The organism is Amycolatopsis japonica, from assembly GCF_000732925.1.
In the GTDB taxonomy this organism is placed as follows: domain Bacteria; phylum Actinomycetota; class Actinomycetes; order Mycobacteriales; family Pseudonocardiaceae; genus Amycolatopsis; species Amycolatopsis japonica.
The window spans coordinates 3,979,881-4,003,311 of record NZ_CP008953.1; the positions used below are offsets into that span (position 1 = coordinate 3,979,881).

At 68.5% G+C, this 23,431-nt stretch carries 21 protein-coding genes and 1 pseudogene; 12 read left to right on the plus strand and 10 right to left on the minus strand.

Annotation, left to right across the window (positions count from 1 at the left end; all coding sequences use genetic code 11):
* Positions 1-282: 282 nt before the first annotated feature.
* Positions 283-858: a TetR/AcrR family transcriptional regulator gene (locus tag AJAP_RS18555; protein ID WP_038513371.1), complete on the minus strand. Its 576-nt coding sequence runs from the start codon at positions 856-858 to the stop codon at positions 283-285.
* A 221-nt stretch (positions 859-1,079) separates the two neighbouring features.
* On the opposite strand from AJAP_RS18555, the gene AJAP_RS18560 reads away from it, so the two are divergent.
* The 6 genes from AJAP_RS18560 to AJAP_RS18585 all read left to right on the plus strand — a co-directional run bounded on the left by AJAP_RS18560 (position 1,080) and on the right by AJAP_RS18585 (position 7,818).
* Entirely contained in the window at positions 1,080-1,532 is a 453-nt protein-coding gene (locus AJAP_RS18560; protein WP_038513372.1) for a (2Fe-2S)-binding protein, read from the plus strand.
* Entirely contained in the window at positions 1,519-2,481 is a 963-nt protein-coding gene (locus AJAP_RS18565; protein WP_038513374.1) for an FAD binding domain-containing protein, read from the plus strand. Before AJAP_RS18560 ends, AJAP_RS18565 begins: the two co-directional genes overlap by 14 nt.
* Positions 2,478-4,652 (plus strand): xanthine dehydrogenase family protein molybdopterin-binding subunit, encoded by a 2,175-nt coding sequence (locus tag AJAP_RS18570; protein WP_038513377.1) that lies wholly within the window; start codon positions 2,478-2,480, stop codon positions 4,650-4,652. Before AJAP_RS18565 ends, AJAP_RS18570 begins: the two co-directional genes overlap by 4 nt.
* A 109-nt stretch (positions 4,653-4,761) precedes the next feature.
* Positions 4,762-4,992, plus strand: a complete 231-nt coding sequence (locus tag AJAP_RS18575) for a hypothetical protein (protein ID WP_038513380.1) — start codon at positions 4,762-4,764, stop codon at positions 4,990-4,992.
* Between the two features lie 259 nt (positions 4,993-5,251).
* Positions 5,252-6,877 (plus strand): carboxylesterase/lipase family protein, encoded by a 1,626-nt coding sequence (locus AJAP_RS18580; RefSeq protein ID WP_038513381.1) that lies wholly within the window; start codon positions 5,252-5,254, stop codon positions 6,875-6,877.
* Positions 6,878-6,915: 38 nt separating this feature from the next.
* On the plus strand, positions 6,916-7,818 hold the full coding sequence (locus AJAP_RS18585; protein WP_228694977.1) for an SAM-dependent methyltransferase: 903 nt from the start codon (positions 6,916-6,918) through the stop codon (positions 7,816-7,818).
* Here the strand turns inward: AJAP_RS18585 and AJAP_RS18590 are convergent.
* Together AJAP_RS18590 and AJAP_RS18595 are read right to left on the minus strand one after the other, a co-directional pair.
* The gene (locus AJAP_RS18590; RefSeq protein WP_038513384.1) at positions 7,797-8,732 is read right to left on the minus strand and encodes an ornithine cyclodeaminase family protein; all 936 of its coding nucleotides are present in this window, start codon (positions 8,730-8,732) and stop codon (positions 7,797-7,799) included. The genes AJAP_RS18585 and AJAP_RS18590 overlap by 22 nt on opposite strands.
* A 12-nt stretch (positions 8,733-8,744) precedes the next feature.
* Complete coding sequence (locus tag AJAP_RS18595; protein ID WP_038523368.1) at positions 8,745-9,758, minus strand: proline racemase family protein; 1,014 nt, start codon at positions 9,756-9,758, stop codon at positions 8,745-8,747.
* A 59-nt stretch (positions 9,759-9,817) separates the two neighbouring features.
* Here AJAP_RS18595 and AJAP_RS18600 point away from each other — a divergent pair, with 59 nt between their 5' ends.
* Complete coding sequence (locus tag AJAP_RS18600; protein ID WP_038523370.1) at positions 9,818-10,486, plus strand: GntR family transcriptional regulator; 669 nt, start codon at positions 9,818-9,820, stop codon at positions 10,484-10,486.
* On the opposite strand, the gene AJAP_RS18605 is transcribed toward AJAP_RS18600, so the two are convergent.
* From AJAP_RS18605 to AJAP_RS18630, 6 genes are all read right to left on the minus strand, one after another.
* Entirely contained in the window at positions 10,444-10,887 is a 444-nt protein-coding gene (locus AJAP_RS18605) for a DUF6389 family protein (protein ID WP_038513386.1), read from the minus strand. The genes AJAP_RS18600 and AJAP_RS18605 overlap by 43 nt on opposite strands.
* Positions 10,888-10,897: 10 nt before the next feature.
* Positions 10,898-11,701 carry a metallophosphoesterase gene (locus AJAP_RS18610; RefSeq protein ID WP_038513389.1) on the minus strand — a complete coding sequence of 268 codons (804 nt, stop codon included), beginning with the start codon at positions 11,699-11,701 and terminating at the stop codon, positions 10,898-10,900.
* Between the two features lie 64 nt (positions 11,702-11,765).
* A complete protein-coding gene (locus AJAP_RS18615; protein ID WP_038513391.1) occupies positions 11,766-12,224 on the minus strand; it encodes a GreA/GreB family elongation factor in 459 nt (152 codons plus the stop codon).
* A gap of 90 nt (positions 12,225-12,314) precedes the next feature.
* A complete protein-coding gene (locus AJAP_RS44380; RefSeq protein ID WP_038513393.1) occupies positions 12,315-12,485 on the minus strand; it encodes a hypothetical protein in 171 nt (56 codons plus the stop codon).
* Positions 12,486-12,496: 11 nt separating this feature from the next.
* Positions 12,497-13,759, minus strand: coding sequence for an NAD(P)/FAD-dependent oxidoreductase (locus AJAP_RS18625; RefSeq protein ID WP_038513395.1), 1,263 nt, complete (start codon positions 13,757-13,759; stop codon positions 12,497-12,499).
* Positions 13,760-13,866: 107 nt separating this feature from the next.
* A complete protein-coding gene (locus AJAP_RS18630) occupies positions 13,867-15,402 on the minus strand; it encodes a PucR family transcriptional regulator (protein ID WP_038513398.1) in 1,536 nt (511 codons plus the stop codon).
* A 173-nt stretch (positions 15,403-15,575) separates the two neighbouring features.
* Between AJAP_RS18630 and AJAP_RS18635 the strand changes: the two genes are divergently transcribed.
* From AJAP_RS18635 to AJAP_RS18650, 4 genes and pseudogenes are all read left to right on the plus strand, one after another.
* Complete coding sequence (locus tag AJAP_RS18635; RefSeq protein WP_038513401.1) at positions 15,576-17,144, plus strand: discoidin domain-containing protein; 1,569 nt, start codon at positions 15,576-15,578, stop codon at positions 17,142-17,144.
* Between the two features lie 87 nt (positions 17,145-17,231).
* Positions 17,232-18,791, plus strand: coding sequence for a discoidin domain-containing protein (locus tag AJAP_RS18640; RefSeq protein WP_038513403.1), 1,560 nt, complete (start codon positions 17,232-17,234; stop codon positions 18,789-18,791).
* Between the two features lie 16 nt (positions 18,792-18,807).
* Positions 18,808-19,851 carry a TolB-like translocation protein gene (locus AJAP_RS18645; RefSeq protein WP_038513406.1) on the plus strand — a complete coding sequence of 348 codons (1,044 nt, stop codon included), beginning with the start codon at positions 18,808-18,810 and terminating at the stop codon, positions 19,849-19,851.
* Between the two features lie 259 nt (positions 19,852-20,110).
* Positions 20,111-20,799 (plus strand): annotated as a pseudogene (locus AJAP_RS18650) (class I SAM-dependent methyltransferase); the annotation flags it as partial.
* Positions 20,800-20,801: 2 nt separating this feature from the next.
* On the opposite strand, the gene AJAP_RS18655 reads toward AJAP_RS18650, so the two are convergent.
* Positions 20,802-22,043, minus strand: coding sequence for a tyrosine-type recombinase/integrase (locus AJAP_RS18655; protein WP_038523373.1), 1,242 nt, complete (start codon positions 22,041-22,043; stop codon positions 20,802-20,804).
* Positions 22,044-22,253: 210 nt separating this feature from the next.
* On the opposite strand from AJAP_RS18655, the gene AJAP_RS18660 reads away from it, so the two are divergent.
* Positions 22,254-23,363 carry a coiled-coil domain-containing protein gene (locus AJAP_RS18660; protein ID WP_038513410.1) on the plus strand — a complete coding sequence of 370 codons (1,110 nt, stop codon included), beginning with the start codon at positions 22,254-22,256 and terminating at the stop codon, positions 23,361-23,363.
* Positions 23,364-23,431: the final 68 nt, after the last annotated feature.

Consider the following 23,431-nt stretch of genomic DNA (forward strand, 5'->3'; position numbering starts at 1 on the left):
CTTCCCTACTCTCAAGGTGGGGAAGGAGGCCTTCACGGACTCGATAGGCGCTGCCGCTTATTGATGGGTAAGGCAAACGTGGCGTAGGGGTCACCGCGCTCTTCCGCCTGTCGAACGTGTCGCGAAAGCCACTTTCGGGACATCAGACGTCGCGAAAGTGGCTTTCGCGACACGGGCGCCGGCGGCGACGTGGTCGGCGCGGGTGAGCGACCACGACGCCTTTGCCTTACCGCTCAATAAGTTCCTGGCATCGATTCCGAATATGGCGTCCACTGTGGATGGTCAGGCTCGGCCGGTGCCCATCCCGCGCCAGAGCAGGTCGAGGAGGCTCGCGACGTCGCCTCGCCATTCGCCCTTCGGATCGAGGTAGAGCAGCCCGCCGAGGCCGCGCAGGATGGTCTCGGGCTTCAGATCCGCGCGGACGGTGCCCGCCTCGACATTGGCCTGCAGCAAGGTCGAGACAGCCCGGACCATGTCCTGATAGGCGCCCGCCGGCAGCTCTCCGCGTGAGGCTCCCGCGGCGCGCAAGGCGTCGGCCAGGCCGCGTTTGGTCATCATGTAGTGCGCCAGGTGATCGGTCGTCCAGACTCGGAAAGCCTGTTCCGGCGGGTACTTCTCGAGCAGGCTGGGCACGATCTCGACCAGCTGGCGCACCTCGCGCCGGTACACCGCCAGAATGAGGGCTTCCGGGGTGGGGAAGTGCCGGTACACCGTACCGACGCCGACCTCGGCCTGCTTCGCGATGGCGTTGAACGACACTTCACCGGAGCAGGCGAGCGACTTCGCGGCGGTGGCGAGGATGCGCTCGTGGTTGCGCCGGGTGTCCGCACGCCGGGGATTGACCGAACCCGTCGTCATCTGCCCTCCTGTCCACCGATCCCGTTCTCCGTGAATGTAGCCGAGGGAACCGGGAAACCTGGAGCGACTCCAGGAGTGGACACCGACCTTGCCGGGTGGATCGCGATCCGCTAACTTGAATCGAAGCGGATGAATATCCGTTTCGATTCACGAACGGACTCCCACCACCTCAACCTACGCCGTCCCGGCCGCGGCCAGGACGATCTGCGGAAAGAGTTTCAGTGGACATCTCACTCGAAGTCAATGGCAGGACGGAACACCTGAGTGTCGATCCCGGGGTGACCCTGCTGGACACGCTGCGAGAGCGGCTCGCCGTCACGGGTCCGAAGAAGGGCTGCGACAGGGGGCAGTGCGGCGCCTGCACGGTGCACGTCGGCGGACGGCCGGTGCTGTCCTGTCTCACCTTGGCCGCCACCGTGAAACAGCCGGTGACCACGGTCGAAGCACTGTCCACTGAGGACGTTCTGCATCCGGTCCAGCAGGCGTTCGTGGACCAGGACGCCCTGCAGTGCGGATTCTGCACGTCCGGGCAGATCATGTCGGCGGTCGCCGCCGTCGAACAGGACGTCGAGGACGTCCGCGAGTTCATGTCCGGCAATCTCTGCCGGTGCGCGGCGTACCCGAACATCATCGCGGCGGTCGAGCAGGCGAGGAGGGCCGATGCGTCCCTTTGAGCTTCTCGCACCCGAGACCGTCGAAGACGCGGTCGCTTCGCCCGGCACCTTCCTCGCGGGCGGCACCACCCTCGTCGACCTGATGAAGCTGAACGTCCTGACACCACGACAGGTCCTGGACATCAACGCGGTCCCGCTGCGCGGCATCGACACCACCGACGGGCTGCGCTTCGGCGCGCTGGAGCGGATGGGCGACATCGCCGGACACGCCGGGGTGTACCCGGTGATCTCCCGGGCGCTGCTGCTCAGCGCGTCCCAGCAGATCCGGAACATGGCCAGCATCGGCGGAAACCTCATGCAGCGCACGCGCTGCTCGTACTTCCGTGACGTCGCCATGCCGTGCAACCGGCGGGTGCCGGGCAGCGGCTGCCCGGCGATCGAGGGCGCCAACCGGATGCACGCCGTGCTGGGCACGAGCGATGCGTGCGTGGCGACCCACGCCAGCGACGTCGCCGTCGCACTGGTCGCCCTCGACGCGCGGCTCCGGCTGGTCAGCGAGAGCGGGACCCGCACCGTCGACCTGGCCTCGTTCTACCGGCAGCCCGGTGAGACCCCCGAGGTCGAGACCGATCTGCGGCCCGGCGAGCTGATCGCCGAGGTGGTGGTCCCTCGGCTGGACTGGGCGTCGAACTCCACGTACGTCAAGGTGCGTGACAGGCAGTCCTACGAGTTCGCGCTGTGTTCCGCGGCGGTCGCGCTGCGGGTCGAGGACTCGCGCATCGTCGATGCCCGGGTCGCGGCGGGCGGTGTGGCGACCGTGCCGTGGCGGCTGCCGGCCGTCGAGGAGGCCCTGCGGGGTGCGCCCGCGACCGTCACCGCTTTCGAAGAGGCGGCGTCGCTCGCCGCCGAGGGCGCGCGCCCGCTGTCCGCGAACGCGTTCAAGCCGTCGTTGCTGCGGCGGACCATCGTCCGCGCGCTGCTCGAGCTGACCGAAGGGAACCACTCATGACCAGCAGGGTGGACGGGCCACTGAAGGTCACCGGCCGAGCCGAATACGGGGCGGACTTCACTTTTCCCGGGCTGGTCCACGGCTACGTCGTACTGAGCACCGTCGCCCACGGTGAGATCGACCTGATGGACGTCACGGCGGCGAAGGAAGCTCCGGGTGTGGTCGGGGTGTATACGCCGTTCGACACGCTGCAGTTGCACACGCCCGCGACGCCGGTCATGGGTGAGACCTGGGTTCCTTTGCAGGACAAGGAAGTCACTTACTACGGCCAGCCGATCGCCTTCGTGGTCGCCGAGACGTACGAGCAGGCGCGCGACGCGGCGATGCTGGTCGAGGTCTTCTATCAGACCCGGCCCGCCCTGACTTCGCTGCAGGACGGCCTCGCTTCGGCCGAGGACGCGCCTGACGGGAGGGGCGGTCCGTCGTCCCTCGCGATCCTCGCCGAGGGGGTCGAGTCGATCGAAGACGCGCTCGCGGAGAGTCCGGTGGTCGTCGAGGCCACGTACACCACCGCGACGCAGAACCATGCCGCGATGGAACCGCATTCGGCGGTCGCGGTCTGGGGGCCCGACGGACTCACGATCCACAGCGGCAACCAGGCCTCCGATCTGCAGGCGGCGGAACTGGCGATGGCGCTCGGCGTGGAGCCGACCGAGGTGCACGCGGTGAACCCGTTCGTGGGCGGTGCGTTCGGCGGGAAGGGACACACGTCCACCCCGGCGTTCCTGGCCGCGGCCGCGGCGAGGGCGCTGGGCAGGCCGGTGAAGGCCGTGCTCAGCCGGGAACAGGTCTTCACCGCGACCGCGGGCCGGGCCGCGACGGTGCAGAAGATCGCCCTCGGCGCGGAACACGACGGCGCGCTCAACGCGCTCCAGCACGACTCGTGGTGCAGCACGCCCATGGACCGGTCGTTCGTCGAGCCGACCTCGCACGGCACCTCGCGCGAGTGGTACGCCACCCGCAACCTGTCCATCAGCCAGAAGATGGTGCCGCTCAACATCCCGCCGACCACCTTCATGCGGGCACCGGGAGAAGCGCCCGGGTCTTTCGCGCTGGAAAGCGCGATCGACGAACTCGCGGTCGCGCTGCGCATGGACCCGATCGAGCTGCGGCAGCGGAACAACTCGAACGCTCCGCCCGGCAAGGACCTGCAGTGGTCGAGCAAGCATCTCGACGAATGCTTCCGGGTCGGCGCGGAGCGGTTCGGCTGGGCCGACCGCTCACCCGAAGGGCGGACCGACGGCGACTGGCTCGTGGGCATGGGCACGGCCACCGCCATGTTCCCCGCGCTGCGATTCCCGGCCACGGTCGAGATCACCCTGCTGTCCGACGACACGGCCGCCGTCGCGACCAGCGGGGCCGACCCGGGCACGGGCCTGCTGACCGTGCTCTCCCTGGTCGGCGGGGAGTCGCTCGACATCTCGCCGGATCGGGTCAAGGCGCGGCTCGGTGACTCGCGCCTGCCGTCCGGAGGTATGTCCGGCGGTTCGACGGCGACCGCGAGCGCCGGGACGGCCATCATGATCGCCGCCGCCAAGGCGATCGACGAGCTGCTGGCGCTGGCGTCGGCCCCGGGTGCGCCGTTCGAAGGCATGGAGGTCGCCTACGCGGACGGTCGCGTGCAGGCCGGCGAGCGGATGATGACCTTCGGCGAGCTGTTGCGCGCTCTGGACCGGCCGGCGCTGTCCGTGACCGGTTCTTCGGCGCCCGGCGAGGAGCTGACGAAGCATTCGTTCAGCTCGTTCGGCGCACAGTTCTGCGAAGTCCGCGTGCACAAGTGGACACGCGAGATCCGGGTGTCGCGCATGCTCGGGGTGTTCGACGCCGGCCGGATCATCAACCCGAAGGCGGCGCGAAGCCAGATCATGGGCGGCATGATCTGGGGTGTCTCGGCCGCTCTGCACGAGGGGCTGGAGATCGAGGAGAACGGGCGCTTGGCCAACGGGGATTTCGCGAGCTACCTGATCCCGGTGAACGCGGACATCCCCGAGGTCGACGTCCACTTCGTCGAGTACCCGGACACGTTGCACAACTCGGTCGGCGCGAAGGGTCTCGGCGAGATCGGCACCGTCGGGATGGCGGCGGCGGTCGCGAACGCCGTCCACAACGCCACCGGCATCCGGGTGCGGCACATCCCCATCGTGATCGAAGATCTCCTCGACGAGTCCTAGAAGGGTGTGGAGATTCGGGACACGTCACGTCCCGAATCTCCACGCTCGCGTCCGCCGTGCGGCATCATGTCTCCCTGATCGCGTCTTCTCTACGGAATCAGGAACGAGCATGAGCGGCTTCGGCAAGTGGAATCTCGGCATCGGTGCCGTTCTGATGGCGGCGGCGGTGCTGTGCTCGAAGCTGGACCTGATCCCCGCCGCGGTGATCGTCGGCATCCTCGGCCTGCTCGGCCTCTGCATCGCGGGTTACGACCTGATCGACCGCTGGTCGGAACGGGCCGACCTGCGCCGCCGGGAAGCCCGTGTCCTCCGCGAACGTGAAGGCCGCCAGGACCACTGAGTTTCGCGGCCTGTCCGTCCGAAGTGGAGAGACCAACCCCGCGAAAGACCATGTCCTCCCTCGATTTGACAATTCCGGCGCGACCGAACGGTGGTTGCGCCGGGATTGGGCGTGGCCAGACTGGAAAGATCGGGACACGGGCACTGTCGCCGTCGGGCCCGCGCCGGTAGGCCGTTTCGTTCGGTCTGTGGATGTCCACTCGTTGAATCGCGAATCTCTCGTTCGTCCCCTCGTGCCGGGCGGGAGTGAAGGAGGACGGATGAGACTCGACAGAAAGGTGGCCGCCGTCGTGGCGGCCGTCGTGCTGATGACGCCGTTGGCAGGCTCGGCGTCCATGGCCGGTGATCTGCGCGAAGCGAAGCAACCCACACCGGCCTGTTCGCCGGGTACCACGGTGACGACCGATGACGGCCCGGTGTGCGGTGTCGCCGGCGCCGCGGTCACGTCGTGGCAAGGGATCCGTTACGCCGCACCGCCGACCGGCGAACTGCGGTGGAAGCCGCCGCGGCGGCCCACCCCGTGGACCGAGCCGTTCGTCGCGACCACCGAGGGAAACCAATGCGCGCAACCGGCAGGCGCGGGGCCGGGCTCGGACGACGAGGACTGCCTCAACCTGACGGTCCGGGTGCCCGCCAAGCGCGGCCCCGGTCCGCTCGCGGTGATGGTGCAGCTCCATGGAGGCGGGTTCCTGCTGTGGAAACCGCAGGACGCGAGCCGCCTGGTGACCGCGGGGAACGTCATCAGCGTGGAGGTCAACTATCGGCTGGGGATCTTCGGTTTCCTAGCCCACGAGGCGTTCGGGGCGCAGGCCGGGAACTACGGACTGCAGGATCAGCAGGCCGCGTTGCGCTGGGTGCAGCGCAACATCTCGCGGTTTGGCGGCGACCCCCGCAACGTGACGATCTACGGTGCTTCCGCCGGCGGGTCGAGCGTCTGCGCCCACACGATTTCGCCCGCCTCGGCGGGGTTGTTCCAGCGCGGTATCAGCGAAAGCGGCGAGTACAACTCGCTGCTCGGCGTCGACACCGTGTGGCAGGCGCAGGACTGCAAAGCGAAGCTGCCCACCGAAGCGCAGGCTCAGCGCACAGGGGCACGGTTCGCCGCGGCCGTCGGTTGCGGCGACGTCGCCGAAGCAGCCGCCTGCCTGCGTAAGACGCCTGCCGCGGTGTTGCTCAAGCAGGCGGATCACGGGAGGAACCCCGACAACGGGACGGTCGCGCCGATCGTGGACGGGAAGACGTTGCCGATGTCGCCAGGGGAGGCCTTCGCCACCGGGCGCGTCAACGACGTCGCGCTGATGCACGGCGTCGCTCGCGACGAGACCCAGTTGCCGTCCGCCTCGACTCCGGCCGACTACGAGAAACTGGTGCGCCAGCAGTACGGCAAGCACGCCGCCGCGGTCCAACGCCTCTATCCGCTGACCCGGTTCCCTGCGCCCGCGCCGTTCCTCGCCTTCCGGACGATCGTGGCCGACTCCAACTCGGTCTGCCCTTCGATGATCAACAACGAACGGCTGGCCGAACACCTCCCGGTCTTCGCCTACCAGATGGACGATACGGACGTCCCGCCCCAGTTCTTCCTCGATCCCACCAAACCGAACGGCGCCTACCACATCGCCGAATGGCTCCTGCTGTTCCCGGACGGTGTCGAACTCGCGCCGAATCAGCAGGTCCTGTCCGACCAGCTCGTCGCGCAGTGGACCGGGTTCGCCCGCACCGGTGATCCGACCGTGGACGGCACTCCGCGTTGGGATCGCTACACCGCTGAGAATCCCGTCGTCATGTCGCTCAACGCCGCGGGGGACAGCAGGCTCACGACCGACATCCCGCGTCAGCATCATTGCGGATTCTGGAAGAAGCTGACCCCGTTCGCCGAAGGACGCTGACCGGAAACGATAATCCGGGAAAGTCCACGGGGAGGATCATGTCCACCAGGCACGACGGAGACAGCTGGGATCTGGCTTCCAGCGTCGGCACGACCGCGACCATGGCCGCGACGGCGCGGGCGATGGCCACGCGCGCGGATCGTTCGCTCATCGACGACCCGTTCGCCGAACCCCTCGTCCGGGCGGTGGGCGTCGACTCCCTCACCCGGCTCGCGTCGGGGGAAACCGCCCCCGGCGAACTCGTCGAGCAGGTGTGGATCGACGTCGCCAAAGTTCGCACCAAGTTCTACGACGAGTTCTTCCTCGACGCCACCGAAGCCGGGATCGCGCAGGTCGTGATCCTGGCTTCGGGGCTGGATTCCCGGGCGTACCGGTTGCCCTGGCCTGCCGGGACCGTGGTGTACGAACTCGACCAGCCGCAGGTCATCGAGTTCAAGACACGCACGCTGGCCGAACTGGGCGCGGAGCCCACCGCCGACCGGAGGGCGGTCGCGGCCGACCTCCGCGCCGACTGGCCCGGTGCCTTGGGCGCCGTCGGTTTCGATCCTGCTCAGCCGACGGCGTGGAGTGCCGAAGGTCTTCTCGGCTACCTGCCACCCGAGGCGCAGGACGACCTGCTGGACCGCATCACCGAGCTCAGCGCACCGGGAAGCCGCGTGGCCACCGAAAGCAGGCCGAACCCCCGGCCGGGCGAGGAAGACGAGACGAAGGAACGCCTGAACCGCATGTCCGAACGCTGGCGCGAGCAGAGCGTCGACACCGACATGGCGAGGCTGCGTTACTTCGGCGAGCGCAACGAGGCCGGTCCGTACCTGGCCGATCGCGGCTGGACCCTGACCGGAATCACCATCCGGGAACTGTTCGCCGTCAACGGTCTGCCCGCGTTGACGGACGACGGCATGCGGATGGGGGACATGCGCTACGTCAGCGGGATCCTCTGACTTGCCTGCCTGGCAGCGAGAAGACGCGCGATCGCCCAGTCCTGCATGGCCACCCCGACGGACTTGAAGACCGTGCGGCCTCCCGGCTTCACGACGCCGTCGGTCAGCGCGGTACCCAGTTCGATGAGGTCGTCCTCGGTGATGGCCCCCGCCGCGAGAGCGTGGATGATCTCCCCGGACTCCTCGAGGATCGCGTCTCGTTCGTCGATGACGACGGTCGCGTCGGCGAGCAGTTCGTCGGGCAGTTCTCGCATGGTGGGGCGGTACGCGCCGATGGCGTTGACGTGGGCGTGTCCGGCCAGCGATTCGAGGGAGAACAGGGGTGCGGTGGACGTCGTCGCGCAGCAGACGATGTCCACGTCGCGAACGGCCTCGTCGGCATCGGTGAGGACGACGGCGCTGATGTCCAGTTCCGCGCCGAGTGCCTTGCCCAGCGCTTCGGCGCGTTCGAGTCCGCGGCTGACGATCCTGAGCTCGGTCAGCGGCCGGACGGCGTGCACGGCGCGGATCTGGTCGGCCGCCTGCCCGCCCGCGCCGATGAGGGTGCACGTCTTCGCTTCCGGCGGGGCCAGCAGATCGGTCGCGACGCCGGTGATGGCGCCGGTGCGGATACGGGTCACCTCGATGGCGTCGGCGACGAGCTGACGGCTGTGGCCGAGTTCGCTCCAGACGACGGTGCCGGCGATGGCCGGGTCGCGGTCGAAATCGAGGCTCAAGGTCTTGATCATCGCCGACGCGGTCGGACGGTGGTGCGCCGACATCACGAGGAATCCGCCGTCGCGCAACACGGTTCGCGTCGGCATTTCGAACTCTCCGCGGTGCAGGGCGAGAAACCCGTCCCGGACCGCGTCGATCGCGGCGGGCATGGACACGGCGGACCGGATCTCGTCCGGGCCGAAGGTCACGACGTCCACGAATCCTCCTTGTCAGCGCAGTACGAAGCCCGGGACCAGGTCGTCGTCGGGGTCCACGACGAACCGGTGGTGACCGGTGCGGAACGCGCGGCCGGTCACGATGGGCAGCACCGCGTTCCGGCCGGCGACCACGGTCGTGTCCGCGATCCGGGCGGACCACGTCGAACCGACGATCGACGAGTGGACGAGGGTGCCTTCCGTCGCCAGCCGTCCGGACGAGTGCAGAGCCGCGACGCGGGAGGCGGTCCCCGAACCGCAGGGCGACCTGTCCACCTGCCCGTCGGCGAAGACGGTCACATTGCGCTGGCGGACGTCTCCGTCCTCGTCGCCGAGTTCGTCGAAGAAGATCACGCCGTAGACGCCGCTGAGACGCGGATCGAGCGGGTGCTCGGCGTACGCGGTCGCGTTGATCTCGTTCTTGATCTCCCGCCCCAGCGTGATCAATTCGGGTAGCGAGGCCGTGTCGACGGAGAGGCCGAAGGTCGCCGCCGTCACGTGGGCGTAGATGGCGCCGCCGAACGCGACCGTGCAAGAGGCGGCGCCTCGCGAGGTTTCCACGACGACCTCGTCATGGAGCAGGTAGCCGGCGACGCTGACGAAGTCGACCGCGGTGACCTTCGATTCGGCCGTGGAGACCCGTGCGGCCACCCGTCCGGACGGAACGTCGATCACGACGTCGGTGATTCCGCCGGGATCGGCGGGCACCAGCCCGGTCTGGACTGCCCAGGTGCCCAGGCACATGGTGCCGTGGCCGCACGCGGCGGAGAAGCCGTCCTTGTGCCAGAAGAGAACGCCGAAATGGGCGCCCGGATCGTCCGGCGCCACGATGAAACCGCCGTACATGTCGGCGTGCCCGCGAGGCTCGGAGCAGAGCAACTTTCGCAAACCGTCGACCTCGGGATCGACGGCGGCCGCGACGCGCTTTTCCGCGACCGTCGCTCCGGCCGGCCCGGCCGTCGCCGTGACGATCCTGAACGGTTCGCCACCGCAGTGGTAATCGACCGCCTCGATCCCGTCGTCTGTCATGGTGAACGAACGTAACATGTGACATTGTACTGAGACAACGCCTGGTGAAGGGGTCGATGATGGGTGCGGTCGAAGGACTGTCGTCGATCGGTGGTCGTCGCAACCTGCGCGACGAGGTCATCGAGAACCTTCGCGGTGCGGTGATCTCCGGCGAGATGCGCCCCGGTGTCGTCTACTCGGCGCCCACGCTGGCCGAACAGTTCGGTGTGTCCGCGACGCCGGTGCGGGAGGCGATGCTCGACCTCGTCAAGGAAGGGCTCATGGAAACCGTGCGCAACAAGGGTTTCCGGGTCACCGAGCCAACCGAACACGAACTCGACGACTTCACCGAGCTACGTGCCCTCATCGAGGTGCCCACCGTGCGCCGCATCGCCGAGACGGGCGCCGACACCGACGCTCTGAAGCGACTCCGCGAGCTCGCGGCCGGGATCGAGCGCGCTTCCGTCGAGCAGGACCTGATCGGGCACGTCAGATTCGACATGGAGTTCCATCTCGCGCTGCTGGGACTGGCAGGCAACGAACACCTCGTCGAAATCGTCCGGTCGCTGCGTGCCCGATCACGGATCTACGGCCTCAGGGTCCTGGCCGAACGCGGACAGCTCGTCGCCTCGGCACGCGAACATGCCGAACTCGTCGACCTCGTCGAGGCCCGTGACGCCGACGGTGCGGAGGCGCTGATGCGTCGTCACATCGGGCATGTCCGCGGTATCTGGGCGGCCGAGCCGTAACCGTCCGGGCAGGAGACCTCCACCGGAATCGACGGCCGCGGGTCGAACGTCCTGGCCCAGACCGAGTCGAGCCACTCGACGACCGTATCCACGATGAGGTCCGCCGAAAGGCCTCGTGGGAGCGGCGGTACGTCGGGTTCCCAGCCTGTCTCGTGGTGGACGACGCCGAACAGGTGGCGGTGCTCGTCGATCGGTTTGTTGAGGACATAGGAGTCCGGGCCCTCGAACCGGGCCCAGACATCGAAGGTGCCCTCGCCGTCCTGGTCGGGGAACACCTCGATCCGCACGCTCTCGACGCTGTCGCCGATCGCTCCGACGATCACCCTCAGCCGCGCGGCGACGTCGTCGGAATGCGCGTCGAGGACGCGGCGAAGTCGGCGGCGGTACTCGTCTTGGTCCACACAGGACAATCTAGCGTCGGCTCGGTGTCGTGACGTGGGCGTCGTCGAGGATGAGCGGTCGCCACTCGTCGGCACCAGTGCGGCCGTGCCCCGGATCGATACCGGTGAACACCCGCCCTCCGATCCGTACGCGAACGTGGCGGGCCCGCCAGTCGACCGTCGCATGGTGCCGGATTCGGCCCGCGCATCGCCAGGTCCGCTCGGCGAACCGCACGACCGTGGAGTGCCCGTGGACCTGGCCGAACGGTACGACGCCGAAGTACCCCATCCACGGTTCGTGCAAGGCCGCTCCCGATTCGGCCCACAAGGGCCCTGCGTCCTCGTCGCGGCCGTGTTCGCCTCTTTCCCAGATCAAGTCCGGGCGCTCATTGAGGATCGCCGCGGTTTCCGTCGCCGACGTCGGTCCTCCCAGACGCTGCCAGCAGGCGAGCGTCAGACCCGCGTGCGTGACCAGAAGTTCTTCGCCGTCGGCGGTCCGTACCGCCTCGGCCACCCGCAACCGGCCGTCGGCCCACCACTCCCGCAACCTGGTGACGTCGCCTTCCGGTAGCGGCTCGCGCCAGAAGATCTCTCCGCCCGGCAGGTACTGCGTCTCGTGGTTCCCGGCGAGCTGAATCCATTGCCGGTCCTCCAGCAGTTTCCCCGCGATGTCGAGCACCCCCGCGCTGTCGGGGCCGCGATCGACGAGATCGCCGACCTGGATCACGGTGAGCTCGGGTGGGAGTCGTTCCGAGGTCACGCCGAGCCAGGCCAGGGCCCGGCGCAGCTGATCCGGATGCCCGCCGACATCGCCGATGAGGGCGACTTTCCCCATACGCACTCCCCAAGCCGGTCGTCAGGACCCAGGTTACGGAATCTCGCGCCGGCGCGCTCCAGCCTCAGTCAGCGGTCTCCCGATGCCGCCCGTAAGGCTTGGCGTCCAGCAACGTGACGTGGACCGACCCGCCGCTCGGCACGAGATATTCCCGCCGGTCACCCGGTTTCGCGCCGTGCAGCGCGCGGCCGAGCGGCGAATCGGGCGAGTAGACCTCCAGGGCGCCGTGTCCCGCCTCGTCGCGGGTGCCGAGCAGGAAGGTCTCGGTGTCGCCGTCGTCATATCGGACGGTGAGCACCATGCCGGGCTCGGCGATCCCGTCATCGGGTGGATCCTGCCCGACGACGGCGCCGCGCAGCATGTCCTCGATCTGCCGGATCCGTGCCTGCCGGTGGGCGTTGTGCGTGATTTCGTCGTCGCCGTACCGGTCGTCGGTGCCGGGGCGCCGCAACGTCGCGAGCTCCCGCACCAGCCGAGCGTGCGCTTCCTTGGTCAACCAAGGGCCTGACGAGACGGTGGACATGGTGGTGATCGCCTTTCGGTGGATACGTCTGTGAGGGCCGGGCGCGGAAAGGACCCGGCCCCCACAGACCTTCGATGAGTCCCGCGTCGGTCAGCGGGTCTCTGGTTCACGGGACCGCCGCTGGAAGGCGCCCGCGTCGGTGGCGAACCCGATCGCGGCCTTCAGCAGAAGATCCTTCTCGGTGCGCAGCAGGGCGTTCTCGGCGCGGAGCCGGTCCACTTCGGACTGTTCGCCCGGTGGGGTTTCTTTCTCTGGGAGCATTTCCGTCCGAATCAGCGAAGGGGGTCGAAGGGCCGCAGCGCCTCGGGCTGTTTGCCGGTGGTGATGTGCTCGGCCAGGAGGCGTCCGGTGATCGGGCCGTGGGTCAGTCCCCACATCCCGTGCCCGCCCGCGACGTAGAGCCCGGGTGTGCTCGTCGCGCCGATCACGTGCCGCCCGTCGGTGGTGACGGGGCGGGAGCCGACCCATTCGTCCGTGCGCCGTTCCCAGTCCAGGCCCGTGAGGTACGGCCGCGCCGAGGCGATGATCGCGGCGATCCTGGCCGGGTCCAGCCGAGCGTCCGGTTTCCGGAACTCCATCGTCCCGGCCACGCGGAGCCCTCCGCGGTACGGCGTGCACGCCACGCGGATGTCCGGCAGGTAGAGCGGTCCGGGTACCGGTTCGTCGGTCGGCACGGTGAAGGAGTAGCCGCGTCCGGCCCGCACGGGGATCTTGACGCCCCACTTGCGGCCCAGGTCTCCGAGCCAGGCGCCGGTCGCCAGCACGACCGCGTTGGCGTTCACCGTCTGCCCCGTCTTCGAGCGCACGCTCAACGCGTGACGGTACGCGCGCAGGGAAGCGACCTCGAACTTGTGGCGGATCGTCCCGCCCCGGCTCACCACCGACCGTGCCAGCGACTCGACGAACCGGCCAGGGTCCACGTAGCGCTGCCCGTCGATCCGGACACCGGCGCCGAGCCTGGCCGTGGCCTGGGGGAATCGTTCGGCGAGGTCGGCCGCGGTGAGACGGGTGTAGGAAACGCCCTGTCCCACTTCCTCGATCCGCCGCAGTTCGCCGATCAGCCCGGCGGCGTGGTCGGCGGTCTCGAACGCCGCCGTGATCGGCGCTTCGATGGTCGGCGCGTCCACGCCGTTCGTGGTGAGGACGTCGAACGCTTCCAGGCATTCGTCGTTCAGCGGCGCGTTCGCCTCGACCGCGCGGGTCCACGACCGGCCGGTGCAGTTCGCGGCGAATCGGGCGAGGAACGACCACAGCCGTGGGTCGGGCGACGGCGGAACGTGCAGCGGGGCCTGCCGGTCCAGCAGCGTCCGCAGTCCGTAGCGCAGTACTCCGGGTTCGTTGAGCGGGATCGAGAGCCCGGGGGAGAGCCAGCCGGCGTTGCCCCACGACGCGCCCGCCGCGATACCCGCGCGGTCGACCACCGTGACACTGACGCCGCGTTCCTGCAGGAACCACGCGGTCGACAGGCCGACCACGCCGGCTCCGATCACGATCGCCGAACGCGGGCCGCCGTCGATCCGGTCGAGATCGCCCATGAGTTCCTCCGCTACGAGTGGTGCTGTCGCGGTCAGGATGGCTCGGATTCAGGCGGTGTCGATTGTCCGGATCCGACAACCTGGGCGGATCGTTTTGGCCGGAACGGTCAAGGGGTGGGGTCGGACACGGCCAGCTCGATGATCATCGCCAGCCGTTTCGCGGGCTGGTCGAGGCGCAGTTCGGTCACTTCGGCCATCTTCCGGAGCCGGTAGCGGATCGTGTTGGGGTGCACCTCCAGCCGCTCGGCGGCCTCCGCGAGATCCCCCTGCGCCTCGAGCCAGGCGCGCAGCGTCGCGACGTAGCTGGTGGCGTTCGCACTGTCGTGCCGCCGAAGCTCGGTGATCGGGCCGCGGGCGGGCGCCCGGCCGGACGCGGCCGCCGCCCGCAGTCGTTGCACCAAGATGTCGTCCCAGGCTTCGTCGTAGGCGATCGCGGATTTCGTGCCGGGACGCACGCTGTGCAGCGCGAGACATTCGTCGGCTTCCAGCCTGCTGGCGGGCAGCTCGGCCGACGTCGCACCCGCCCCGATGCCGGCCAGCATCGTCACCTGCCGGGGCAGCGCCTCGCGGATCGAACCGACCCACGCCCTGGCCGCTTCGACGTCGTCCCCGGGCAGGACGGTGTAGACGGTGTTGCTGAACAGCGTGCTGCGGCCGGGGCGTGACCAGCCGAAACCGGTGGTCGCCCGCTCGAACGCGAGCAGCAGCGCGGCATGGCGCTCGTCGCCGATATGGGCCTGCAGCGCGATCACCCGGAACCGTCCGGGCGGGAGACCGAGCCTGCTGAGCACGGCCGCCGCGTCCGGTGTGCCCTCCACCAGCCGGATCACCAGATCGGATTCGACCTGCCGCTCCAGATCCGCGCTCGCGCGTGAGCGCAGCAGGTGGAGGCCGACCGTGCGCGAGCTGTCCCGCAGGACCGCGCGCCGGGCGTCGGAGAGCGGACGGTCGCATTCCACCCAGATCGAACCCAGCAGCTCACGCCCCGCGCGGACCGCGACGACCATGCGTCCGGTCAGCCCGTGTTCGGGATCGGCCTCGACGAACAGCGGCTCGTCGGACTCGGCGAGGTGCCGGAACACGCCCCGCCGTTCGAACAGCTCGCGCACCGGCTCCGGGACGAGCCTGCCCAGGATCGTCTCCAGCCGTGCCCGGTCGGCCAGATGCTGGCGGCTGGAGTAGGCGAGGACGCGGGACAGCCGGTCTTCGATGGTCACCGCGCTGCCGAGCGCGTCCGCCAGGCTGTCGGCGAGCGCGAACAGGTCGGTCGGCCCGCGGCCCGACTCGGTCTCGCGGCCCTCCAGCACAAGGCCGTACACCACTCCTGCGAGCTGTCCCCAGGACACGTCCGGGTCCACCAGCAGCACCGCGACGCCGCCGCGTTCCGCCCGTTCGGCCGCCTCGGGATCCGGCGACGAGCCGCGGACCAGGACGACGGAGGCCTGTGCCGCCGCGGCCAGCTCGACGGCGGCCGTGACCGACTCCGCGCCGACGGCGAGATACACGTCCCCGCGCAGGTCGCGGGGGTCGGCGGCGTCGTGCATGACCACGTCGCGCAAGGCCACCTCGCGCGACACCGGGCAGCACCACAACCGCGCCCCGTATCCACCGAGGACGTTCACGAGCCGATCCAGCGTCACCATGGCCGCGACCCTGCCATCAAATGGTGCCGAGCACCGGGCGATGACCCGTTGACTGTGAGTTTAAGAACCTTTTACACTGCGATCGTTAGGAAACTTACTTAACTAAGCGACTCCGGCTGACAGTCGCCGCCCACCGCCGGTACTCGCCGACTCCGCAACGTCGAGGAGTTCGCATGAAACGGAGAACACCCCTGGCCGGTGTCGCGGTGGCGACCCTGGCCCTGCTGGGGCAGACCTTGATTTCGTCGGGTACCACCGCGCAAGCGGAATCCCTGCTGTCAGCGGGCAAGCCGACGACCACGTCGTCGGTCGAGGCCGCCGAATTCGGTGGTGGCAACGCGGTCGACGGCAGCACCACGACCAGATGGGCCAGCGAGGAAGGAGTCGATCCGCAATGGATCGCCGTCGACCTCGGCGGGACCTCGACCGTCACCAAGGTCAAACTGAACTGGGAAGCCGCCTACGCCAAGACCTACAAGATCCAGGGCTCGGCCGACGGCCGGACCTGGACCGACATCAAGTCGGTCACCGGCGGCAACGGCGCCATCGACGAACACCTGGGCCTCAACGCGTCCGCGCGCCACATCCGTATCCACGGCACGGCCAGGGGAACGTCGTACGGCTATTCGTTGTGGGAGCTGGAAGTCTACGGTGACCGCTCCGGCAGCGGAGACACGCAGGCACCGACGGCGCCGACCGGTCTCGCCGCGACGGGCACCACCACCAACAGCGTCTCACTCGGCTGGACCGCGTCCACCGACAACGTCGGGGTCACCGAGTACGAGGTGCTCCGCGACGGGAACGTCGTCGGAACCACGGCGACGACCACCTACACCGACTCCGGGCTGGCGTCCGGAGCGGAGTTCGGCTACTCGGTGCGGGCACGGGACGCGGCCGGGAACGTCTCCGCGGCGAGTTCGGTGGTCAAGGCCTCCACCCAGCCCGGCGGAACCGGTCCCATCACCATCGCGGTCGGGGGTGACATCGCCAACCCCGAGCTCTTCTCGACGCATCAGGCGACCGCGAACCAGGTCGCCAGGATGAACCCGCAGTACGTGCTGACCGTCGGGGACAACCAGTACCACAAGGGCACCATTTCCGAGTATCGCGCCCATTACGACAAGACATGGGGCAAGTTCAAGAGCATCACCAAGCCCACGACGGGCAACCACGAATGGGACGACCAGCTCAGGGGGTACAAGGAGTACTTCGGCGCGATCGCGTACCCGAAGGGCTTGCCGTACTACAGCTACGACATCGGCGAGTTCCACTTCGTCGCGATGGACTCGAACCCGATCTACGGCGGCGGCGGTTCCGAGCAGGTGGCCTGGCTGCGCGACGACCTGGCGAAGAACACCAAGGCCTGCGTCATCGGGTACTGGCACCACCCGCGGTTCAACTCGGGCGAATACGGCGACAAGAAGCAGATCGCGCCGTTGTGGAACGAGCTGGCCAAGGTGAAGGCGGACATGGTGATGTCCGGGCACGACCATCACTACGAGCGGACGAAGCCGCTGGACGTCAACGGGCACGTCGACGAGGCCAACGGCGTGCGTTCGGTCATCACCGGTATCGGCGGGGACTACCTCTACACGAACTACAAGGAACGTGAAGGGGTGGAGAAGATCTTCGCCAAGCACGGCGTCATGAAGCTGATGCTGAACGGGAAGTCCTACTCCTGGGAGATCGTCGACACCAACGGGAACGTGCTCGACAAGGCGGGTCCGTACACCTGCCGCTGACAGCCGGGGTCCGGTGCCGTCCGCGGCACCGGACCCGGTCCGTGGTTCACGACGACGTAAGCACCTCCAGGAGTACAGGTGAATCGAATGGTGAAGCCGGGCACCGCCGCGATCGCGGCGATCGTCCTGCTCGCTCAGCCCGTGATCGCTTCCAGCGCCACGGCCGGACCGGTGGAATCACTGCTGTCGGTCAACAAACGGACCACGACGTCCACCGTCGAGAACGAGAGTTTCAGCGGTGCTCTCGCCGTCGACGGCGATTCGACGACCCGCTGGGCGAGCCTGGAAGGCGATCCACAGTGGATCGCCGTAGACCTCGGCGGCCCGGCGGACATCAGCCGGATCAAGGTCTTCTGGGAATCGGCCCACGCGAAGGACTACCAGGTCCAGGCGTCCGACGACGGCCAGAACTGGCGTGACGTGAAGACCGTGGTGGGGAGCGACGGCGGACTCGACGAGTTCACCGGTCTGAACACTTCCGCCCGGCACGTCCGGATCTTCGGCACGGCACGGGCGACCGTTTACGGGTACTCGCTGTGGGAACTGGAGGTCTACGGCGTCCGGACCGGCGACGGCGACATCCAGCCGCCGTCGGTGCCGTCCGGGCTCCGGCAGGCGTCGTCCACCACCGAGAGCATCACGCTCGGCTGGAACCCGGCGAGCGACGACGTCGGGGTCGTCGAGTACGAGATCCTGCGCAACGGCAACGTGATCGGCAGGTCCGCGACGACGTCCTACACCGACACGTCGCTGGCTTCGGGCTTCGACTTCCAGTACGCGGTGCGGGCACGGGACGCGGCCGGGAACCTGTCCGGGTCGACCGCGCCGGTGAAGGCGTCCACCCGGTCGACCCCGTCCGACGGTATCGTCATCGCGCTCGCCGGCGACATCGCCAAACCGGAGCTGCCTTCCGAGCACCAGCAGACCGCGGAACTCGTCGCGAAGATCAAGCCTCGATACGTGCTGACGGTCGGAGACAACCAGTACGTCGACGGCACCATCGAAGAATTCCGTTCGTACTACGACAAGACGTGGGGCAAGTTCAAGAAGATCACCAAACCCACGCCGGGCAACCACGAGTGGAACAACGAGCTGGCGGGGTACAAACAGTACTTCGGCAAGATCGCGACGCCGAAGGGCAAGCCGTACTACAGCTTCGACGTCGGAGCCTTCCATTTCGTCGCGCTCGATTCGGACCCGGTGTACAACGGCGGCGGCGCCGAGCAGGTCGCGTGGCTGCGCAAGGACCTCGCGAAGACGAAGAAGTCCTGTATCGCCGGCTACTGGCACCACCCGCGCTTCAACTCGGGGAATTCCGGTGACGCGAAGAGCGTGGCGCCGTTGTGGAACGAGCTTGCCAGGGCGAAGGCGGACGTCGTGTTCGCCGGGCACGACCACCATTACGAGCGAACGAAGCCACTGGACGTCAACGGGCACGTCGACGAGGCCAACGGCGTGCGTTCGGTCATCGCCGGTATCGGCGGCGACAGCCTGTACCTCGATTACAAAGCCCGCGAAGGCGTCGAGAAGGTCCTGGGCAAGCACGGGGTGATGAAGCTGGTCCTCAAGGGAAAGACCTATTCCTGGGAGATCATCGGCACCAACGGCGAACTGCTCGACAAAGCAGGCCCGTACCACTGCCGGTGACGGGGAAGGAGACGGGATGAAGCTTCCGGTGAAGTTCGTCGTCGCGCTGGCGGGTGTCGCCGCTCTCGCCGCCGCCTCGGTGGTGTACGTGGTGCAGGCCAAGGCGAAGAGCCCCGAGCGACAGACGGCCGACGCGACGGTCGCGGTGGATTCCGCGGGGCAGGTCGGACTGGGGGAGCAGGGCAGACTGCTGTTCCGCAACGGCGCTTCGGGGCCGGGGTACGGCAACGTCGCCTCGGTCCCCGTCTCCGATCCCGGAGGGCCGCGACGGATCAGCTCGCTCACGTGCGAACGGTTCTACACCGTGGCGAACGGTGGCCTGTGCCTGGCGAAGGACTCCACGCCGATGGCGGGTGCGGTCGCCCGGTTCGTCGATGCCGCGCTCGGCGAGGTCAAACGAGTCGACGTCCCCGGAATCCCCAACCGCGCGAAGCTCTCACCCGGCGGCCGGATGGGGAGCTGGACCACCTTCGTCACCGGTGACTCCTACTCGACGCCCGGCACCTTCTCGACGCGCACGGCCATCATGGATCGCGAGCTGAACGAACTGTCGAGCAACATCGAGGGCATCCCGTTGCGGATCGGGGACGTGCCCCATCGTGGCGAGGACGTCAACTACTGGGGCGTCACGTTCGCCGCGGACGAGCGGACGTTCTATGCCACGGTCGCCACCGGCGGGCGGACTTATCTGGTGCAGGGCGACAACACGGCGTGGAACGCCCGCACGCTGCGGGAGAACGCGGAATGTCCTTCGCTGTCGCCGGACGGGAAGAAGCTCGCGTTCAAGAAGCGGGTGGTGGAGGGCGACGTCAACCCGTGGCGGGAACACGTGCTGGATCTGGCCACGATGCGTGAGACCCCGCTGGCGGAAACGCGCAGTGTGGACGACCAGGTGGTGTGGCTCGACAACGACACGATCGGGTACAGCCTGCCGCGCGGGAACGGGAAGGAAAGCGACATCTGGGCCGTGCCCGCGGACGGCAGTGGCGCGGCGCGGCTGCTGGTTCCGCTCGCGTCGTCGCCGTCGGTCACGGGTGGTCTCGGCAAGTCCTCGTCGTGACTTATCGAGGGGTAAGTCAAATGTGGCGTGGCCGGGTCCCGTCACGAGTCGTCCGCCTGGACACGCGTGTCGTCCGTCTGATCACGTGTGTTGTCCCTGTGGTCACGCGAAACCGCCCGGCTGCGGGTAGCTGAGACACGGTCGGTTCTATCGACCAGCACGACGCGAAGGGGCCCATCACCACATCGGACGCAGCGAAAGCCCCCTTCAGCCCATCTGCCGACCACGCCACCTTCGCCTTACCCCTCGATAGATTGGTTTGGTGGAAAACGACTATGACACCTTCGCCGAGGCGTATGCGGCCGAGAACGAAACCAGCCTGATCAACGCGTACTACACGCGGCCCGCCATCCTCGATCTGGCCGGCGACGTGACCGGCAGGCGGATCCTCGACGCGGGGTGCGGGGCGGGTCCTCTTTTCGAGGCGCTGCGCGATCGGGGCGCCATCGTGACCGGGCCAGCTCCAGCACCAAAATGCTGGAGCTGGCCCGGAAACGCCTCGGTGACGACGCGGCATTGCGGATCGCCGACATCGGTGAGCCGCTGCCCTATTCCGACAGTGCCTTCGACGACGTCATCGCCGCCCTCGTCCTGCACTACCTCGAAGACTGGACTGCACCGCTGGCCGAGATCCGGCGTGTGCTGAAACCCGGCGGCAGGCTGATCATGGCCGTCAACCACCCGATCATCTTCAAGCTGGTCCACCCCGAGGGCGACTACTTCAAGACCGTCAAGTGGTCGGACGAGTACACCTTCAGCGGCCAGAAAGCCGTTCTGACGTACTGGCATCGGCCCCTGCACGCGATGACCGACGCCTTCACCGCGGCGGGTTTCCGGACGTCCGTCGTCAGCGAGCCCCACCCGGCGCCGGGCGCGCGAGAGCGTTTCCCGGAAGAGCTCGCGGGCAAGACCGCCTTCCTGAGCTTCCTGTTCTTCGTCCTCGAGGCGGATCAGGAGCCGGGGTGCCAGGCGTCGGCGACCAGGTCGACCGCACTGCGGGCAGGGTCGCGGGCCGCGTGGTCGTAAACCGCGCTGGTGGTGTCGATACTGGCGTGCCCGACGTCGGCCTGGACATATTCCAGAGACGCACCCGCCTCCACCGCCGCGGTCACGTAGAAATGCCGCAGCGCGTGCGGATGCATCACTTCGGCGACACCGGCCAGCTCCGGGCCCGCGGCCGCGGCGACCCGGCGTAGCAGCTGCCAGATCGCCTGCCGGGCGAAACGACGTCCGCCTCGGGTCACCAGCAGCGGCCGGTCGCCGCCACGACCGGCCCGGCCGACCCCCGCCACGATCGCGGTTCCCGCGCCGTCGCCACGCAAATTCGCGTATTCCAGCACCGCGTTCTCGGCAGGGACACTCAGGTACACGACACGGACCTTCCCGCCCTTGCCTCGCACCCGTAGCGCCCGCCGCCCCCGCGTGACGTGCAGATCCGCCTCGTCGAGCCCGCACAGCTCGCTCACCCGCAACCCCAGGGTGAAGAGGGAGACGATCGCGACCGCGCGGGCGACATCGCACGCGCCGGCACCACGCCGCGGCGCACCCGCCGCCCGGTGCAGCGCCGCGACCTGCCGTGAGGTCAGCGTGATCGTCGCGGATGTGCTCGCCGCGGCCGCGGTCAGCCCGAGCCGACGGCGATCCAGTGCCGCGGGGTTCGCCGCCACGAGTCCCGCGTCGGCCAGGAACGCGTACAGGGTCTTCACCGTGGCGAGCATCCGGTCGCGCGTCGACGGCGCGGCGCCCGCCTCGTCCAGTTCTCCCAGCCAGGCCTTCACGTGCGCCGACGTCGCCGCCGTCGGGTCGATACCGCGCGTGGCGCACCAGCGCAGCCAATGCCAGGACCGCAATCTGCCGCGACCCGCCGGTGGAGGCCCCGTCCGCCCGGACGCGGGCGCGGTGAGCACGGCGTCGGCGTAAGCCGCCACCGCGGCGCTCCATCGAGCGTCGCTCGGAGTGCCGGTCGGTGTCCAAGCCGCGGCGATGTCGGCCGCGCTGACCGGCAGCCCGAGTCCTTCGGCGTAGGTGCGGCGGGTCTGGCGGTTGCCGTAGCCGGTGAGCCAGTCGGTGATTCCCGACAGCAGCCCCGCCGGATCCGCCAGTCCCGGCCAGACCTCGTCGGTGAGTGCGCCGGCGGGGGATAGCCCGGTCCTGGCGACGCTGTCGTCCTGCGCCACACCAGTCACGATCATCGGCACACCGTATCGGCGTTGATCGCTTGCCCAGTTTTCGGCAGCCCCTCAGACGCCCCGATTCTTCGTCTCCGGACGCTCACACCTCCAGATCCGACCTCCGCGAACCACTTAGCTACAAAATGTATCTTCTGTAGCTAAGTTAGGTTGTAGTTGTAGTTACCTATACCTCAGTTATAGGTTATGCAACCAACAAGGTAAGCTCCGGACATGGTCGAGAACGCGAGCGTGGTAGCCGAGGAAAGTGCGCCGGAGCAGGCACGATGCGGGTTTCGCAAGTGCCGGGAGCCGCTGCCGCCGCCCGGACCGCGTGGAGGCAGGCCCTACGAGTTCTGCCCAGACCGGACATGGCCCGGCGGAAAAAGCTGCAAGCAACTGGCCGCGGCCGAACAGGCGCTACGGGAGGCGCTGGGCGACGAGGCCGTGCCGTCCGTGGCGCTGGCGGACGCCGGACAGGCCTTCGACCAGGCCGCCGCCGCGCTGACGGACCCTCTCCGAACGTTGAGCAACGCGCTCGACGCGGTCACCGCCCATCTGCGCGATGAGATCGCAGCTGCTGTCAGTCAAGCCGACGCCGCCCATGCGGCCGCGGCCGAAGCCGACCGGCAACGGGACGCCGCGCTGGAGCGGGCAGCCGAGGCCGAACACACCGCCGAGACGGCGACGGAAGCAGCACGAGTCGCTGAACAGGCTGAGCTTCGGGCCGAGGTGATCGCCGACGAGGCCGTCGAGGCCCGGTCCGCCGCCCAGCTGGCTCAAGCGAAAGCGGAATCGGCCACCGCCGTGATCACGCAGCGGGCGAAAGAGGTCGCCGAAGAAGCGGCCGAACAGCGGACCCGGGCCGACAAGCTGGCCGCCACGCTCTCGGCCCGCGGCGAGGAACTGGCGACACGGACCGCTGAACGAGATGCCGCGTTGACCGCGCTGGCTGAGTCGGACGAGCGCCGCAAGACATGGGAGCGGCTCGTGGACACGCAAAAGCGCGAGCTGACCGCGGAGTTGGACGCGGTCCGGGGGGAGTTACGGGATCAAGACGTCCGCCATCGGGAAGCTCTCGCCGAGCAAGCAGCGCGCGAGACGGCATCGCGCACGCGACTCGCAGACGTTCAAACCGAACTGACCGCCGTGCGCGGGCAACTCGCTGCGGCTCAGCTTCGGGTCACCCAATCCCAGGCACTGCACGATCAAATCGCGGCAACGCTGTCCCGCATCCGCCAACGCGCCCTCGCCGCGACAGAGGAACCGTCGGCGCCGCTACGAAACGACCTACTGAAGATTCTCCTCGGTGAGGAGATGACAACGGAGCCTGGCCGAACGTAACCCGCTCAGCCCGTCACGCGGGAGCATGAGCTACACGCCGCAATGGGCGTGTAGCTCATGCTGACATG

Coding starts and splice junctions, on each gene's coding strand:
- AJAP_RS18640 (WP_038513403.1), top strand. CDS start 17,232: ATGGTGAAGCCGGGCACCGCCGCGATCGCGGCGATCGTCCTGCTCGCT.
- AJAP_RS18555 (WP_038513371.1), bottom strand. CDS start 858: ATGACGACGGGTTCGGTCAATCCCCGGCGTGCGGACACCCGGCGCAAC.
- AJAP_RS18630 (WP_038513398.1), bottom strand. CDS start 15,402: ATGGTGACGCTGGATCGGCTCGTGAACGTCCTCGGTGGATACGGGGCG.
- AJAP_RS18655 (WP_038523373.1), bottom strand. CDS start 22,043: ATGATCGTGACTGGTGTGGCGCAGGACGACAGCGTCGCCAGGACCGGG.
- AJAP_RS18580 (WP_038513381.1), top strand. CDS start 5,252: ATGAGACTCGACAGAAAGGTGGCCGCCGTCGTGGCGGCCGTCGTGCTG.
- AJAP_RS18645 (WP_038513406.1), top strand. CDS start 18,808: ATGAAGCTTCCGGTGAAGTTCGTCGTCGCGCTGGCGGGTGTCGCCGCT.
- AJAP_RS18600 (WP_038523370.1), top strand. CDS start 9,818: ATGGGTGCGGTCGAAGGACTGTCGTCGATCGGTGGTCGTCGCAACCTG.
- AJAP_RS18610 (WP_038513389.1), bottom strand. CDS start 11,701: ATGGGGAAAGTCGCCCTCATCGGCGATGTCGGCGGGCATCCGGATCAG.
- AJAP_RS18625 (WP_038513395.1), bottom strand. CDS start 13,759: ATGGGCGATCTCGACCGGATCGACGGCGGCCCGCGTTCGGCGATCGTG.
- AJAP_RS18635 (WP_038513401.1), top strand. CDS start 15,576: ATGAAACGGAGAACACCCCTGGCCGGTGTCGCGGTGGCGACCCTGGCC.
- AJAP_RS44380 (WP_038513393.1), bottom strand. CDS start 12,485: ATGCTCCCAGAGAAAGAAACCCCACCGGGCGAACAGTCCGAAGTGGAC.
- AJAP_RS18595 (WP_038523368.1), bottom strand. CDS start 9,758: ATGACAGACGACGGGATCGAGGCGGTCGATTACCACTGCGGTGGCGAA.
- AJAP_RS18570 (WP_038513377.1), top strand. CDS start 2,478: ATGACCAGCAGGGTGGACGGGCCACTGAAGGTCACCGGCCGAGCCGAA.
- AJAP_RS18575 (WP_038513380.1), top strand. CDS start 4,762: ATGAGCGGCTTCGGCAAGTGGAATCTCGGCATCGGTGCCGTTCTGATG.
- AJAP_RS18585 (WP_228694977.1), top strand. CDS start 6,916: ATGTCCACCAGGCACGACGGAGACAGCTGGGATCTGGCTTCCAGCGTC.
- AJAP_RS18565 (WP_038513374.1), top strand. CDS start 1,519: ATGCGTCCCTTTGAGCTTCTCGCACCCGAGACCGTCGAAGACGCGGTC.
- AJAP_RS18615 (WP_038513391.1), bottom strand. CDS start 12,224: ATGTCCACCGTCTCGTCAGGCCCTTGGTTGACCAAGGAAGCGCACGCT.
- AJAP_RS18660 (WP_038513410.1), top strand. CDS start 22,254: ATGGTCGAGAACGCGAGCGTGGTAGCCGAGGAAAGTGCGCCGGAGCAG.